This is a genomic window from Chakrabartyella piscis (genome assembly GCA_030067835.1).
In the GTDB taxonomy this organism is placed as follows: Bacteria; Bacillota; Clostridia; order Lachnospirales; family Anaerotignaceae; genus Chakrabartyella; species Chakrabartyella piscis.
Genome location: CP092441.1, coordinates 697,972 through 714,012, shown reverse-complemented (window position 1 = coordinate 714,012; position 16,041 = coordinate 697,972). Strand labels below are relative to the sequence as shown.

At 38.7% G+C, this 16,041-nt stretch carries 12 protein-coding genes and 3 tRNA genes; 3 read left to right on the top strand and 12 right to left on the bottom strand.

Annotation, left to right across the window (positions count from 1 at the left end):
- The 3 genes from cysS to ispF all read right to left on the bottom strand — a co-directional run bounded on the left by cysS (window position 1) and on the right by ispF (window position 3,505).
- On the bottom strand, window positions 1-1,410 hold the full coding sequence (gene cysS, locus MJY40_RS03090; RefSeq protein WP_317855614.1) for a cysteine--tRNA ligase: 1,410 nt from the start codon (window positions 1,408-1,410) through the stop codon (window positions 1-3).
- 340 nt (window positions 1,411-1,750) lie between these two features.
- Window positions 1,751-2,314 carry a serine O-acetyltransferase EpsC gene (gene epsC, locus MJY40_RS03085; RefSeq protein WP_317855613.1) on the bottom strand — a complete coding sequence of 188 codons (564 nt, stop codon included), beginning with the start codon at window positions 2,312-2,314 and terminating at the stop codon, window positions 1,751-1,753.
- A 717-nt stretch (window positions 2,315-3,031) separates the two neighbouring features.
- Window positions 3,032-3,505: a 2-C-methyl-D-erythritol 2,4-cyclodiphosphate synthase gene (gene ispF, locus MJY40_RS03080; RefSeq protein WP_317855612.1), complete on the bottom strand. Its 474-nt coding sequence runs from the start codon at window positions 3,503-3,505 to the stop codon at window positions 3,032-3,034.
- A 180-nt stretch (window positions 3,506-3,685) separates the two neighbouring features.
- Between ispF and MJY40_RS03075 the strand changes: the two genes are divergently transcribed.
- Together MJY40_RS03075 and MJY40_RS03070 are read left to right on the top strand one after the other, a co-directional pair.
- A complete protein-coding gene (locus tag MJY40_RS03075; RefSeq protein ID WP_317855611.1) occupies window positions 3,686-4,894 on the top strand; it encodes a stalk domain-containing protein in 1,209 nt (402 codons plus the stop codon).
- A gap of 392 nt (window positions 4,895-5,286) precedes the next feature.
- Window positions 5,287-6,129 carry a hypothetical protein gene (locus MJY40_RS03070; RefSeq protein WP_317855610.1) on the top strand — a complete coding sequence of 281 codons (843 nt, stop codon included), beginning with the start codon at window positions 5,287-5,289 and terminating at the stop codon, window positions 6,127-6,129.
- A gap of 260 nt (window positions 6,130-6,389) precedes the next feature.
- On the opposite strand, the gene MJY40_RS03065 is transcribed toward MJY40_RS03070, so the two are convergent.
- From MJY40_RS03065 to MJY40_RS03025, 9 genes are all read right to left on the bottom strand, one after another.
- Window positions 6,390-7,004, bottom strand: a complete 615-nt coding sequence (locus MJY40_RS03065; RefSeq protein WP_317855609.1) for a YczE/YyaS/YitT family protein — start codon at window positions 7,002-7,004, stop codon at window positions 6,390-6,392.
- Between the two features lie 311 nt (window positions 7,005-7,315).
- Window positions 7,316-7,395, bottom strand: a tRNA-Leu gene (locus MJY40_RS03060).
- 233 nt (window positions 7,396-7,628) lie between these two features.
- Window positions 7,629-8,588 carry a tRNA dihydrouridine synthase gene (locus MJY40_RS03055; protein ID WP_317855608.1) on the bottom strand — a complete coding sequence of 320 codons (960 nt, stop codon included), beginning with the start codon at window positions 8,586-8,588 and terminating at the stop codon, window positions 7,629-7,631.
- Between the two features lie 124 nt (window positions 8,589-8,712).
- Window positions 8,713-8,783: transfer RNA gene (locus tag MJY40_RS03050), tRNA-Gly, on the bottom strand.
- 8 nt (window positions 8,784-8,791) lie between these two features.
- Window positions 8,792-8,865: transfer RNA gene (locus MJY40_RS03045), tRNA-Arg, on the bottom strand.
- A gap of 133 nt (window positions 8,866-8,998) precedes the next feature.
- Window positions 8,999-9,508, bottom strand: a complete 510-nt coding sequence (locus MJY40_RS03040) for a metallophosphoesterase family protein (RefSeq protein ID WP_317855607.1) — start codon at window positions 9,506-9,508, stop codon at window positions 8,999-9,001.
- Window positions 9,505-10,107 (bottom strand): RdgB/HAM1 family non-canonical purine NTP pyrophosphatase, encoded by a 603-nt coding sequence (gene rdgB, locus MJY40_RS03035; RefSeq protein WP_317855606.1) that lies wholly within the window; start codon window positions 10,105-10,107, stop codon window positions 9,505-9,507. Before rdgB ends, MJY40_RS03040 begins: the two co-directional genes overlap by 4 nt.
- Before the next feature lie 261 nt (window positions 10,108-10,368).
- Window positions 10,369-12,099: a leucine-rich repeat domain-containing protein gene (locus tag MJY40_RS03030; RefSeq protein ID WP_317855605.1), complete on the bottom strand. Its 1,731-nt coding sequence runs from the start codon at window positions 12,097-12,099 to the stop codon at window positions 10,369-10,371.
- A gap of 271 nt (window positions 12,100-12,370) precedes the next feature.
- Window positions 12,371-14,350 carry a sodium-translocating pyrophosphatase gene (locus MJY40_RS03025; protein WP_317856399.1) on the bottom strand — a complete coding sequence of 660 codons (1,980 nt, stop codon included), beginning with the start codon at window positions 14,348-14,350 and terminating at the stop codon, window positions 12,371-12,373.
- A gap of 490 nt (window positions 14,351-14,840) precedes the next feature.
- Between MJY40_RS03025 and MJY40_RS03020 the strand changes: the two genes are divergently transcribed.
- Window positions 14,841-15,365 (top strand): ECF transporter S component, encoded by a 525-nt coding sequence (locus tag MJY40_RS03020; protein WP_317855604.1) that lies wholly within the window; start codon window positions 14,841-14,843, stop codon window positions 15,363-15,365.
- Window positions 15,366-16,041: the final 676 nt, after the last annotated feature.

Genomic DNA, 16,041 nt, shown 5'->3' with positions numbered 1-16,041 from the left:
TTAACCTCTAAACCATTGTACACCTTGACGTGTATCTTTGATGGTGATACCCATAGCAGAAAGTTCATCACGAATTGCATCAGCTGCTGCAAAATCTTTTGCTTTCTTTGCTTCTGCACGTTTTGCAATGAGTTCTTCAATTTTAGCTGCATCTTCATCCACAGCCACTTCTTCTGCTTGTGCAATACCCAAAACATCACAAAGATGGATGAGCATATCTTCCATTGCCACTGCATATGCTTTGGAAACGCCAGCTTTGACACCAGTGTTTGTAAAACGAACCAACTCATAGATTGCAGAAATTGCATCTGCTGTGTTGAAATCGTCATCCATAGCAGTTTCAAATTGTTCTTTGTATTTGCCAAGTTCCACAGATTGTGCCACTTCTTCTTCTGTCATAGCAGAATCTGCTGTGTTTTCAATATAGAAACGCAATTCTTTTTTTGCATTTTTGATACGTTCCAAACCATTTTGGCATGCTTTCATCAACTCATCGCTGAAGTTGATTGGGCTTCTGTAATGACCATTCAAAATGAAGAAACGAATGACTTCATATGGGAAATGGGATGCAATGTCACGTACTGTGAAGAAGTTCCCTACAGATTTGGACATTTTTTCATTGTCTACAGTGATGAAACCATTGTGCAACCAATATTTTGCAAATTGCACACCATTGCAAGCTTCACTTTGTGCCACTTCATTTTCATGATGAGGGAATACCAAGTCTTCACCACCAGCATGAATGTCAATGCTATCACCCAAGTGATGTTTTGCCATAACAGAGCATTCAATGTGCCAGCCTGGTCTACCATCACCCCATGGAGATGCCCAGCTTGGTTCTCCTTCTTTTTTCGGTTTCCACAAAACAAAGTCTGTGGAGCTTTTTTTCGCTTCATCCAAAGTGACACGATCGCTTGCACCAGCAATCAAATCATCCAAGTTCTTTCTGGAAAGTTTACCATATTCTGGGAAGGATTTTGTGTCGAAGTATACAGTGCCATCCACTGCATAAGCGTGTCCTTTGTCTTCCAATTCTTTGACCATTTCGATGATCAAATCCATTTCTTCTGTTACACGAGGATGCACAGAAGCACGTTTGACATTCAAACCATCAGCATCGTGGAATGCTTCATTGATGTATTTTGTTGAGATTTCTGTCATAGTTGTGCCTTCTTTGTTTGCACGATTGATGATTTTATCGTCAACATCAGTGAAGTTTTGTACATAAGTCACTTCATAACCTTTGTATTCCATATATCTTCTGACTGTGTCAAATACAACATAAGGACGTGCATTTCCAATGTGAATGTAGTCATACACTGTAGGACCACAAACATACATTTTCACTTTGCCTTCTTCAATTGGTACAAATTCTTCTTTTTGTCTTGTAAGTGTGTTGTATAATTTCATGTTTTTCTTCCTTTCTTCTCGTATCTATTAGGTTACTATACTAATGGTACAAACCATAAAATTCTATAAAAGTGGAGAAAGCGTGGTGCAAAGGAAGCAATTATCACACTTGTGTGTATAATTACTTTATTTGTGCCATCATTTGCGTAGCAAATGTATCCAAGCGCTCGTAGAGTGCTGGATGTTCTCTACTTTTTCCATCATAATATCATACCATATAAATCCAATGAATACAATGAAAACATTGATATTTCAAGGATTTGTAAGGATTTGTGGTGGTTCTTAACGGGCGATTCGTGAATCGCCCCTACAGTTGCGTTATACCTGCATTTTGTGACAATTAAATAGCACGTTTTTTGGTGCCTGTCAATGTTTCTGGTGCTGTTGGTGGAATACGATGACCATCTTTACGCACAATCATAACAGGTGATCCTACTGCTGTTACATTATCTGGAATGTCTTGTGTCACAACAGAACCTGCTCCAATCATTACATTGCTACCAATGTTGATGGCACCCAAAACAATGGTTTCTGCGCCAATCATAACATTATCGCCAAGGGTTGGATGACGTTTGTCTTTATCTTTACCAGTACCACCCAAAGTTACGCCATGATACAACATAACATTGTTGCCAATTTCTGCTGTTTCACCAATAACAACACCCATACCATGGTCAATAAAGAAACCACTGCCAATGGTTGCACCTGGATGGATTTCAATTCCTGTACACCATCTGGACAATTGGGAAATGAGTCTTGCAACGAAGAAGCATTTTTTCAAATATAAATTGTGGGCAATTCTATGGTTGAGCACTGCCCAAAAGGTTGGATACAACAACACCTCTGCTGTGCTTTTGATGGCTGGATCTTTTTCTTTGATGACACGAATCATATCTTGGATCATATTCTTTTCCTCCTAGATTTTCTATATTGATATAACTATGTTATTGATTGTGGTTTGTTCCAACCACAGCATATGCTTATTTTGTGTAGTGGCTGTTGATGACGGCAGGAGCAAGCCCCTGCCCTACAGTTGTAGCACATTTGAACTTTGTGGCTGTTTATGACGGGATGTCGGGGACGCCATCCCCTACAAGCATATGCCAACGTACTGTCATTCTGAGGAGAGTTTCGTAGCGACGAAGAATCCTTGGTTTTGCGGTCGATTCGTGAATCGCCCCTACAGCTGCATATTTCATTTGCAACATTTCAAACTATTCATTATTCACCATTCACTCTTCACTATATTTGACTTCGTAAAATATAAATACCCTTACGTCATAGAATATTCCTTTTCCTACAATTTAGAAATTGCAATAAAAAAAGCCTCATCTTTGCACACACGCAAAGACGAAGCATATCCTCGTTATTCCACTTTACCAACTTTGAGTGTACAGTTCCAACAAACCAAGGGACATTTCCCTTCACTCATGACCATAACGCAGTCAACGTAATGGACTACTCAACTGTTCGCCCATTCGGTTCCGAAACGCACTTCATCTTCTTCACTTCCTAAGCGACTTCCACCCATAGAATATACTATATTCTAGGTCGCTCTTCTCTGTGGAACCTCCAAAAACTACTCTTTTTCCTCATAACCTGTTTCCATATGCAATTGTATTTATTGTTTCTGCAAAAGACAAACAGCAGTTGCCGCAATGCCTTCACCAGCACCTGTGAAACCCAAACCTTCTTCTGTGGTTGCTTTCACATTCACCTGTTCCAATTCTATGCACAAAGTCTTTGCAATATGCTGACGCATTTGGGGAATATACCCTGCCAATTTCGGCTTTTGTGCAATAATCGTAGAATCTATGTTGATGATACCATAACCTTTTTCTAAAATCAAGTCCAAAATTTCAGATAATAAAACTAGGCTATCTACATCCTTGTATCTTTCATCTGTATCTGGAAAATGTTTGCCGATATCGCCAAGTGCCAAAGCACCCAACAACGCATCCATAATGGCATGTACCAAAACATCTGCATCTGAGTGTCCAAGCAGACCTTTTTCATATGGAATTTCCACACCACCCAAAATCAATTTTCTATTTTCCACTAATTTATGTACATCATATCCAGAACCAATTCGCATATGCCACCTCTTTTTTTACTCAAATATAAAGGAAAACAGATACTTTGTCAATATAAAGTCACCTGCAATTCCTTCCATTAAAGTTTCGACAAATTCTGCTTATCCCTTGCAATTTCCAATTTCTGTCGTATAATCTAATTATACAAAAGAATTTATTTTCTATAAAAAGGAGTGTTCATAATGAAAAAAAGACTCGGTTTTACACTTGCACTTTGTATGATTTTGGGAATGGGTTCCACTGTTCTGGCAGCTTCCACCACTGCAACTCCTAGCAACGCTTCCATGACCATTGATGGTGCTGATATCACCATTGGTGCCTATAATATTGATGGATATACCTATTACAAATTACGTGATATTGCTGCTGCTTTGGATGGTACAGATGCAAATTTTGCAGTTGGTTATGATTCCACAGCAAAATCCATTTCTTTGACTTCTGCTACTGCTTACACTGCCACTGGCTCTGAACTTGGTGAACTTCCAACTGAAAATGCTTCTGCTGAAATCTCCACACAAAGCATTTTGCTCGATGGTGCAGAAACTTCTTTGCAAGCCTATAACATTGGTGGCTACAACTATTTCAAATTGCAAGATTTGGGCACTGCTCTTGGATTTGGTGTCCATTGGGATGCAGATACCAGAACCATTGATTTGTCTACAGTAATTGATTCGTCTCCAGTAGATGAAGATACAACTTCTGAAGTTGTTGGTTACAGTGCAGCAGCTTTGCAACAGCTCATTGATGAATCCATTTCTGGTGCCACAACAGACATACCTGTCATTTCTGTAGTGGGTGATTTTTATGGTGCAGTTGGTGATACCGTTACCATCACAGAAGCTTGTCAATTTGTTTCTTTGACTGGTGCAAGCCTAAACAACATCATCTTGGAAGTGGATACAGATGAAACGGTATATATTTCTGGAATCACCTTCAATGGCAATGGTGCTGACCAAGGAAGTTTGCACATCATAAACACTGGAAAAGATACCACAATTGATTATTGTACCTTCAACGATTATCAACACGAAGCAGTCCTCATCAACAAAATCCCCATTACTGAAAGCCTATATATCCAACATTGTGCATTCAATGAATATGGTTTGGCAGAAGGCGGTATTGACTCTGCCATTTGCTTGGAAAGTGATGTCTATTTGGGTGTGCTATTGTCCATTCGTGAAAACACCTTCACCATTTCCAGAAACGATGTGGATATGACTCCAGATGATATGGACGTTGCTTTTATGACTGCAACCACCAAAGAAGATGTGGAAACTATCTTTGGTCAATTGAATCTCTATTTTGAAAACAATGTCATTTATAAAGGTACTTCTGTTTTGAGTGTGGATGTATATGCTTGTTATCGACAAGATGCATCTTCTTTGATTTGATGTCCCAATTAAATATAAAAGGGCTTTTATATCTTGTAGGGTACGCATTGTATGCGTACTGAAAGCGGAATGCATACAATGCGTACCCTACATAATTAAGATATGTACATGCATATTAGGTCTCGTTAAGTTTAATTGGAATAATTTGATTTGATTTGTATTTTTAAGAGCATAGATTGAATCTGTGCTCTTTTTTTGACATATGCCTACCATTTTCTAGGAAATCCGCATTTTTCATCACATTTTCTTCATAAAAATAAAAATTCTTAATATTTCTTACATATTTCTTTCACATTTATGCAAAAGTCTCTTGATTTTTTTACAATACTACGTATAATGTAGGTATTAGGTTTTGTCACTTACAAAAGTTTACAATTTAAAGGAGACGTATTATGAAAAAATTTATGAGTTTGACACTTGCAGCATGTTTGGTATTGGGTACTACTTCCGTTGCTTTGGCTGAAACAGTTGACGCTACAGTAAGTAATGCTGCTATCGCAGTTGATGGCGAAAGCATTGAACTTGGTGCTTACACAATCAATGGTTACACATACTTCAAATTGAGAGATGTTGCAACAGCTTTGGAAGGTACAGATGCTGCTTTCACAGTTGGTTATGATGCAGAATCCAAAACAGTAACTATGACATCTGGCGTTGTTGATGACGAAGAAATCGTAGTTGAAGAAGTTGTTGAAGATGAAGTAGAAGAAATTGCTGAAGAAGTTGCTGAAGATGAAGCTGTTGAAGAAATTGCTGAAGAAGTAGAAGAAGAAGCAGTTGAAGAAATCGCTGAAGAAGTTGCTGAAGAAGCTGTTGAAGAAATTGCTGAAGAAGTTGTAGAAGAAGTTGTTGAAGAAGTTATTGTTGAAGAAGTTGTAGAAGTTCTTGAAGATGCAAAAGCAGAAGTTTCTGTACAAAGCATTATGTTCAATGGCGAAGTAGTTTCTATGGATGCTTACAACATTGCTGGTTACAACTACTTCCAATTGCGTGAATTGGGCGACGTTGTTGGCTTTGGCGTAGAATGGGATAGCGAAGCAAGAATAATCAACTTGGTAACAGTTTCTGAAGAAGCTGTTGTTGAAGAAGAAGTTGTAGCTGAAGAAGAAGTTGTGGCTGAAGAAGAAGTTGTAGCTGAAGAAGAAGTTGCTGCTGAAGAAGAAGTTGCTGAAGAAGAAGTTGTTGTTGAAGAAGAAGTTGCTGAAGAAGAAGTTGAAGAAGTAGAAGAAGCATAATTCTAAAACAATATAAATCAATAAATTTAGGTGGGGATTCCATATCTCCATCTTTTTTTATGCTCAAGTCCCTTTTCAAAATAAGTGTTCCCCAACAAACTGTAGGGGCGCCCCTGCGTGGTCGCCCGTTATTTCAATCTTAGCAATGCATATCTTAAAAAAGAAAAAAAGAAGTACTGTCATCACCTCAGATTGAACTATCCTGAAATGATGATCAGTACTCCTATAATACTTTATTACACAATATAAATAACTTTGCTTTAGTCTTGGTATTTTGCCAACAATGGCTCTGCAATGGTGCTACGAAGATAAGCAACCAATGGACCCATAAAGAACGCTGTAATCAAAGTTCCAACACCAATGACTGCATTTAAGAAAAATCCAGCAACTACACAAATCAAATCTGTTGCAATTCTACAATATTTGAATTTTGCAACACCTTTTTCTTCCAATAACAAAGCAATGAAATCATAAGCAGAAACACCTAAGTCTGCTGTAAAGTACAATGCCAAAGACAAACAAAGAACCAAAATCCCGATTGCCAAATACACAATTTGCAAAAGTAATGTCACTTCATCAAACATGGAATTGATTCCATACATGAAAAATTCCACCATATATCCCAAAAGGAAGATATTTACAAAGGTTGCTACACCCATGTACTTTCTACCCACAGCAAGCATTAGAATCAACAGCAAAACATTGATGATGATATGTACCGTTCCAAAACTCAATGGTATAATATTATCTATACCTGCTAGGAAGCATTGGAAAGGATCTGTCCCCAACAAAGCACATTTACAAAAAGCAATTCCCAAAGCACAAATCACTACACCTGCAATCGCCATAATAATACGCATTTTTTTCTCATTCATTTTCATAACCCCATAACTTTCATATTTTTACAGTTGCTTGCAAATCCTTGTGATTTGATATGCAATTTTTTGGTAACACGGTATATCATATATATCCATTTGGGTTCTGTCAACTGTTTTTTGATAAATCATAAAAAATTAAGAAAAACCTTTAAATTACAGGGTTTTCTTCATCATTATATCCTGACAAAGCTCATGGAACTTGACAAGAAAACCTCCTATTTTTTTACATTTCACTTCGCAAATATATGCATTCAAATCATAAAATTGAACAAAAAAATACCGTATCCTCAAAGAATACGATATTAACCTGCGGGCGAAGGGACTTGAACCCCCACGGTCTCCCGCCAGAACCTAAATCTGGTGCGTCTGCCAATTCCGCCACGCCCGCATGTACTCAATAGTGTACATGATATTCTTCCATCTGTCAAGCAAATTTCAAATATCCATACAACTGGCATAAAAAAACAATCTACGCAAAACATCTTTGCTATAGGATTGCTAAAATAGTATAGCATATAAGTAGTATTTTTACAATAGTTTTTCATAATAAATCTTCTACTTGTTTCTTCAAGTAAAATAAGCAGAACCAATTTCTCAGCTCTGCTCTGCATGATTATTTCGTTATTGATTTCTTAATTCCAACTCACTACACAATTGGTAGCCCTCAAATATTTCCTTCGTCAACTGAGTAAACTGCTTTGCATCTTTGCACTTATGCACCTTCTTTGCTACCTTGTCCTTCTCCACAAATAGAATCGCCATATATGACCATAATTCCTTCATACGCATCATCCCATTGTTTTTGCTTTCAAAAGTCCTTGTATACTCTGCAAACAATTCATTGTGAAACGCTTCCAATACAGATTTTTCCAAAACAAAATCGCCTTTGATACCACTGATCAAAGAAGGATTTTTTATGATACCCCTACCAATCATAAGACTCTCCAACTGTGGAAATTTTTTTTCTTTTTCTAGGACATCCTCTTTTGTAAGAATGTCACCATTGTAGCAAACAGGATTCTTGGAAGTCAAAATCCCTCTTTGAAACGCTTCTATTTTGATTGGATTTTTATAAAAATCTTGTTGCAACCTTGGGTGAATGATCAATTCTTTGATGGGATAACGATTGTATACTTCCATGATTGCATGAAACTCTGCTTCATCTTCAATGCCAATTCTGGTTTTGATGGATATGTTCTCTTGATTTTTATTGAAAATCTTCTCCAAAAGCTGATCAAAATGTTCCAAATCTCGCAACAAACCGCTACCTTTTCCTTTGGAAACCACAGTCGCTGATGGACAACCTACATTGAGGTTGATTTCGTCATATCCATAATCCAAAAACTTTTCCATTGCCCAAATAAAATCATCTGCTGATTTTGTCAGAATTTGTGGTACAGCCACCAGCCCTTGATTGGTTTCTTTGCTGACTTCCAAAATATCTCTTTTGGAAAATCTATGGTGCATTGTTGGCGTGATAAAGGGCATGTAATACTTATCCACTCCTGGAAAGTATTTATGGTGGACATTGCGAAATGCATTGCCTGTGACGCCTTCTAGTGGTGCTACATAATACTTCATTTTCTACTCCCATCTGACATATAATCCAAACCACTGTTTTATGGTACAAAAAAACCACCGTATCCATTCCAATACAGTGGTGATATGCAAAAATATAATGTGATATCCATTTTGGCATAAAAAAAGCGGGTGAAGGGAATCGAACCCTCGTGTTCAGCTTGGAAGGCTGACGTTCTACCATTGAACTACACCCGCAAACGTGATGAACCAGGAGGGATTCGAACCCCCGACCCACGGCTTAGAAGGCCGTTGCTCTATCCAACTGAGCTACTGATCCACATCAGTCACGCAAGAGATATTATGCCATAAATTCCGAACAATGTCAACACTTTTTTTCAATTAATTTCTATTTCTTCCATAGGAAAACCAGAAACCCTTGATTTTACTGGATTTCTAGCACATATATTTTTTCAACAACGTCTTTTAATTCCTGTTTTTTCATCATATTCCATGATTGCAACTTCCATACGTCCTCTTTCAATGGTTAAAATTGCAAAGGTGGGTATACGACTATCCCTTGGCAAAGATATGCTGCCTGGATTGCAAATCAAGACACCACCTGATTCCTCTTTTGTTGGATAATGGGTATGTCCAAAGAACACAGCATCTGCAAGCTGTTCCTGTGCCCAATAGGCAATGGTTTGCAAATTCCAATGGACACGATGTTTATGTCCATGTGTCATCAAAAGGCGTTTGCCACCCAATGTCACCATACGATGTGCTGGTGCAGTGCCACCAAAGTCATTGTTTCCACGTACAATATAAAAGGGCATACTTGGAAACATCTTTTGCAAACGTTCTGCATCTGTGTCATGATCACCCAAATGCATAACACCGTCTACCTTTCCTTCCAAATGCGCTATGATACTTTTTGCTGCGTCTATTCTGCCATGGCTATCGCTGAATATCAATAGTTTCATTTTATCAATTCCTCTTTCAAAATTTCTTTCATTTTACGAAGTGCTTTTCCTCTATGGCTGATACGATTTTTTTCTTCTGGGGATACCACAGCCAAACATTCACCCAATTCATCTGAAACAAAGATTGGATCATAACCAAAGCCATTTTCACCCTTTGCTTCATAACCAATGTAACCCTCTACTGTGTCATATGTAGAAAATCTTCTGCCATCAGGGAATGCACAGCCAATACAGCTGACAAAGCGTGCGGTTCTACCTTCTTTTGGCACATCCTTGAGCTTTTCAAAGATTGCCACAAATCGTTCTGGGTATGGAGTATCTTCCCCCATAAAACGAGCAGAATACACACCTGGTGCTTTGTCCATAGCATCAATTTCCAAGCCAGAATCGTCAGACAAAGTGATTTTACCACTTGCTTCCATAATTTCAATTGCTTTTTTCATGGCATTGGATTCAAATGTTGTGCCATCTTCCACCACATCCACAGTGATGCCTGCTTCTTCCATGGAAACAACTTCCACGTCTGGTACATCTGCCAAAATGGCATTGATTTCTTTGATTTTTCCTTTGTTTTTTGTTGCAAAAATAATGGTTTCCATAAGTTCTCCTTTTTGTATTGTGTTTCGGTCGATTCGTGAATCGCCCCTACAAGTACAATATATTTTAAATTTCGTTTTTTGTAGGGAGTGATGCCCTCATCGCTCCGTTTCGTGGTATTATGATATATTTACATTTTATAGTGATTCACAACGGGATGTCGAGGATACATTCCCTATAAGTACATATTGATGGTTTGTGGTATTTGGATGGAACGGTCGATTCGTGAATCGCCCCTACAAGAGCATTTAAAATATATCCAGTCAATCCCGATATGATGCATTGGATATTCCTGCTTGATTTAATTTCCGAACCAAGCCATCAAGCATTGGTTGGAACACACCTTTGAACGCCTTTGATTTGCCAAAATATTTCACCATGGTTGGACTCACAGCATAGTACAGTTTTACAAATCCTTTGCCATACCAATGTGGCAATAAGATTGTATCACGAAAACGTCGCAATGTCCAAACTTCTGGACAATCATAGGAACCATACACCGCTGTTGCAATATAACAACCGCCTGTTGTTTGTGTTGGTTGCCTGTACGGCGCCATTGCCTTTTCTTGCACTTCTTTATGAAATGGTGTGCCTACGAAACAGCCTATATAGTGGGTTAGCAATCTCTGGGAGGCGTGTACCGTTGTCAAACTTTCACATCCCATGAAATCATTTGCATGTAACATAATAACGCTATCCGGAATGGTAATGGTGGTCAATCCTCTACAATTACTGAATGCACATGAGCCTAGATGGGTCACACTATTTGGTATGACAACCTCTTTTAAATCATTACACCCTTCAAAAGCAGATGACTCAATTTCGGTCAGGCTATTTGGCAACTCCGAGTTTTCCAAGCTGGTACAATTCCAGAACGTATACAATTTGATTTTTTTCAATCCATAAGGAAGAGAAATCGATTTCAACCTTTTGCAATCCTGAAAAGCAAAGTCATCCAACACTTGCACACCTGCTGGTATGGTTATGGTTTCCAAGCTGCTACACCCTGAAAAGGCACTGCTCTTTATTTCTTTGATACTATCTGGTAGTACAATGGATTGCAGGCTGGTACAACCTTGAAATGCACGCCCACAAATTATTTCCACGCCATCTGCAATGGTCACAGTTTTCAAGTTGGTACAGCCTTTGAACGCAGACTCTCCAACCCAATTCACACCCAATGGGATATGAACTTCTTTTAGGGAAGTACACCCACAAAACGCACCCGCTTGCAACATTTTTAAAGTATTTGGAATTGCAATGTCTGTCAATCCAGTGCAACCACAAAATGCACTTGAACCAATGGTTTGCAAATGCTTTGGCAGTACAATGGATTGCAAGCTACTACAGCCTTGAAATGAGTCACTCAGGTTCTCCAGACTTTCTGGCAGTTGCACAGATTTGAGGCTTGTACACCCACGAAACATATCCAACCCCAATGCCACAATTCCCTCTGATATGACAACGGATTGCAGCCCGCTACAATCTTGAAACACATTACTGTCAATTTTCCTTACATTTTTGGGTATGACAATGGATTTCAGTTGTTTACAGTTTTGAAAGGCAGCAAAACCGATTTCTTCCAAACTTTCTGGCAACACAACAGATTCCAAGTTTCTGCAATATTGAAAGGTTCCCTTTTCTATTTTGGTCACACCTTCTGGTATGACCAAAGATGTGATATGGTTCGCATCTCGAAAGGCGTCCGTTCTAATGGATGTCACCCATTGGGGAATGACAACTTCTTTGGCTTCTCCTGTGTATTCCTCCAAGATTTTGTCTATGATCAGGCTAAAATCTGACATTCTTTCTGCAAAGCCATCTGGAATCTGTCCATCTTCTTCTACCGCCAAATATATTTTATTTCCAAGGGCAATGTCCATAAGTCTTTCACAATGGATGCAGTGGGTATTCTGTATTTGATTCATATATTTCTGGTTTTCCACTTCTTGCACAGTACCACATTTGCAACACAATATCTTGACCAATGCCATGATTTTGCTCCTTTCGATATGATTATGATGATTTATAGCGGAACGACACAGGGGTCGTTCCCTACAAGCGCCTTTTCAGTTTTATGGTCTTGTAGAGTGTTGGGGCTTTGCCCCAAAAGCGTCCCCGACATCCCGTTGGTTTACAGTCCGATTTTCGTTGGTCGTCGATTTGAGGCGGCACGCATGCAATGCGTGCCCTACAACTATTGTATCATAAAACAACAGAAAAAAAAGAGGTACAGACAAAATCTGCACCTCTAAATCTTACATTTTACAAAAGACTACCAATTGTCATGAACAATGGAGCAAATACCAAGGAAACAACAGTCATAAGTTTAATCAAGATGTTGATGGATGGACCTGAAGTATCTTTGAATGGATCCCCAACAGTATCACCAACAACAGCTGCTTTATGTGCTTCGCTACCTTTACCACCGTGGTGACCTTCTTCGATATATTTCTTAGCATTATCCCATGCACCACCAGCGTTGGACATGAAAATCGCCATCAATACACCAGTTACCAATGCACCAGCAAGCAAACCACCAAGAGCTTCTGTACCAAGCAACAAACCAACCACCAAAGGAGCTGCAACTGCCATAATACCAGGTGCCATCATTTCTTTGAGGGCTGCTTTTGTAGAGATTTCTACACAGCTCTTATAATCAGGTTTTGCAGTACCTTCCATAACGCCAGGAATGGTGCGGAATTGACGTCTTACTTCTTCAATCATTTCAAATGCTGCTTTGCCTACAGATTGCATGGTCCAAGCAGAGAACAAGAATGGCAACATACCACCAATAAACAAACCAATGATAACACGTGGTTGCAAAATAGAGATTTCTGTGAGCATTACTGCTTCTGCATAGGATACGAACAATGCCAAAGCGGTGAGGGCTGCGGAACCAATTGCAAAACCTTTCCCCATAGCTGCTGTTGTATTACCAACTGCATCCAATTTGTCTGTAATTTCACGTACAGAGTGATCCAAACCACTCATTTCAGCAATACCACCAGCATTGTCAGCAATAGGACCATATGCATCTACAGCAACTGTAATACCAGTTGTGGACAACATACCAACCGCTGCCAAAGCAATACCATACAAACCACTTACAGAGTATGCTACAAAGATACCCACTGCAATCAATAAGATTGGAACTGCTGTGGATTCCATACCAACTGCCAAACCAGAGATGATTGTAGTTGCAGAACCTGTTTCAGATTGATCTGCAATTTTCTTAACGGATTTGTAATCACCAGATGTATATACTTCTGTGATGATACCAATGAGCAAACCAACTGCCAAACCAGCAATGATTGCGATACCCGCTTTCATATTACCAAAGAACATATGACTCATTACAATAGAAGCAATGATTACGATAATCGCTGCTGTATATGTACCAGTTTTCAATGCTTTATGTGGATCAGATTTTTCATCGCCTTTTACAAAGAAAGTACCGATGATGGAAGCCAAAATACCAACTGCTGCCAAAGCAAGAGGGAAGATTGCACCTTCTGTACCAAAGTAAACAATACCAAGTGTGATTGCAGACACGATAGAACCTACATAAGATTCAAACAAGTCAGCACCCATACCAGCAACGTCACCAACGTTATCTCCAACGTTATCAGCGATTACAGCAGGATTTCTAGGGTCATCTTCTGGGATACCAGCTTCTACTTTACCAACCAAGTCAGCACCAACGTCAGCAGCTTTTGTATAGATACCACCACCAACACGACCAAACAAAGCGATGAAGGAAGCACCCAAACCAAAGCCAAACAAAATGCTTGCATTGCCTGTGAATGCATAAATTGCACCAACACCTAACAAACCAAGACCAACAACAGACATACCCATTACAGCACCACCACTAAAAGCAATGGAAAGTGCTCTATTCATACCGCCAACACGAGCTGCGTTTGCTGTTCTAACATTTGCTTTTGTTGCAACATTCATACCAAAGTAACCAGCCAATGTGGAGAATGCAGCACCAAGCAAGAAACAGACTGCTGTCATCCAGTTTACACCCAAGCCAACCAAAACAAATAACACAGCTGAAAACACAACCAAAATTTTGTATTCTGCTTTCAAAAATGCATTTGCACCTTCACGAATTGCGGCTGCAATTTCCACCATTCTTTCAGTACCTTCTTCTTCTCGGCTTACCTTGCCAGCTAGAGCAAAAGCAAACGCCAATGCCACTATACCAAAGATAGGCACCAAATACACCAAGTTCATCATTTTCATTTCCTCCCGTTTTCTTGTACAGTTTGTTAAAAGTCAGACATTATGCATAAACAACGCTAATTGCCCTTTGTCTTTCCATTAGAAATATTATACATATTTGTGGGACAAAAATCAACCCTATCACAAAAATAATATTCTAAAATTTGGCAAAACTTTGTATTTACACTAAAATATACTAGTATTTCAGCTATTGTTTTGTTTCTATTTGCCTATTTCATTCCCATCTATTATTCATTTTCAACAAAAACCATCATTATTTCTATAGATAGGTGTCCTGCTGTCACGTACAATATACAATGCATTATCTTTGTATTTCATTCAACAAAATTGTATCGGTATACTTGTTTTCATTGTACCCATACAATATTTTGTTTCCTTTGCAAAATACTGGCACTTTTTTGTAATTTTGCCTATACTCATCTTAGACGTCTGGCAATTATATTTACAAAAGACAATTTATCATCAATTCAGGAGGAATTTTAGAATGAATACATCTACAAAAGAATTATGTTTACAAGGCTTGTTCATTGCAATTGTTGCAATCAGTACAATGGTATTTCAAATTCCAGTTTCTGCAACCAATGGTTATATCCACTTGGGTGATAGCATGATTTTGCTCATTGCCATCTTCTTTGGTAAAAAAAACGGTGCTTTGGCGGGTGGGATTGGTTCTGCTTTGGCTGATATTTTAAGTGGTTATGCCCACTGGGCACTTTTCACTTTGATCATCAAAGGTATTATGGGCTATCTTGTAGGATTGATTGGCGAACGTGCCAACAACAAGTCAAACTTTATCAATGTACCAACTGTTTGTGCTGTTGTAGTTGGAATTGTTTGGATGATTTTTGGTTACTTTGTAGCAGGCGGTATTTTGAAAAGTAGTTTCTTGATTGCTCTTGCTTCTATTCCAGAAAATGCATTCCAAGGTATTTCTGGTGCCATTGTGTACTTTGTTGCTGGTTTCTCCTTGCATAAGGTGCAAATCAAAAAATTGGTTTCTTTGAAGTGAAATTAATTGTATAAGCCATGTTAAGAAGAATATTGAGGTATTCTTCTTTTTTTGTGTTTTATGGGTTATCATTCGATTATAAATGATTTTGTTATATACATTCATATTATGCTTATAATGTGTAGTATCGTTTATTTTGTAGGGGTGACGTTTTGTCACCTGTTGGAATGTTTGTGAATTAATATTAGGTAGGAATTTATTCACGTTTTAAAGCATTCAGATCTTACTTTTTGACACCAAAAAGTAACAAAAAGTGCCACTACTTCCGAAGCGTGGAGCACGGTTCAAGGGGGCTGCGACCCCTCGAAACTCCTTTGCAAGCGAAATCCTATAGGTTCGAGAATAAATCGAACTTCGAGAAACCTTCCTTCTTGGCTGGTGACGCTTATTCTAATTTATCAAAATAGCAATTTTCTGGATTCCACTTTGCAAGCAAAGGCTGAGTGGAACTCATAAGTCATCTGATAAATTATTTAATTCTAATAGCGGGATGTCGAGGACGCCATCCCCTACAAAACCCACAATAACGCTTTTAGAACCAGTAATCAAGAGGTGAGGGGCTTGTCACTCACGGTCTAATCGTAGGATTTACATCACTAGTCATCTGTCTGTCGGGAGTATTTTTAAGGACTCACCGCCAAAGAAGTGGCGGTCACCGCAGGTGATTTTGCTTGCA

Coding starts and splice junctions, on each gene's coding strand:
- epsC (WP_317855613.1), bottom strand. CDS start 2,314: ATGATCCAAGATATGATTCGTGTCATCAAAGAAAAAGATCCAGCCATC.
- MJY40_RS03075 (WP_317855611.1), top strand. CDS start 3,686: ATGAAAAAAAGACTCGGTTTTACACTTGCACTTTGTATGATTTTGGGA.
- MJY40_RS03040 (WP_317855607.1), bottom strand. CDS start 9,508: ATGAAACTATTGATATTCAGCGATAGCCATGGCAGAATAGACGCAGCA.
- ispF (WP_317855612.1), bottom strand. CDS start 3,505: ATGCGAATTGGTTCTGGATATGATGTACATAAATTAGTGGAAAATAGA.
- cysS (WP_317855614.1), bottom strand. CDS start 1,410: ATGAAATTATACAACACACTTACAAGACAAAAAGAAGAATTTGTACCA.
- MJY40_RS03030 (WP_317855605.1), bottom strand. CDS start 12,099: ATGGCATTGGTCAAGATATTGTGTTGCAAATGTGGTACTGTGCAAGAA.
- MJY40_RS03070 (WP_317855610.1), top strand. CDS start 5,287: ATGAAAAAATTTATGAGTTTGACACTTGCAGCATGTTTGGTATTGGGT.
- MJY40_RS03065 (WP_317855609.1), bottom strand. CDS start 7,004: ATGAATGAGAAAAAAATGCGTATTATTATGGCGATTGCAGGTGTAGTG.
- MJY40_RS03055 (WP_317855608.1), bottom strand. CDS start 8,588: ATGAAGTATTATGTAGCACCACTAGAAGGCGTCACAGGCAATGCATTT.
- rdgB (WP_317855606.1), bottom strand. CDS start 10,107: ATGGAAACCATTATTTTTGCAACAAAAAACAAAGGAAAAATCAAAGAA.
- MJY40_RS03025 (WP_317856399.1), bottom strand. CDS start 14,350: ATGATGAACTTGGTGTATTTGGTGCCTATCTTTGGTATAGTGGCATTG.
- MJY40_RS03020 (WP_317855604.1), top strand. CDS start 14,841: ATGAATACATCTACAAAAGAATTATGTTTACAAGGCTTGTTCATTGCA.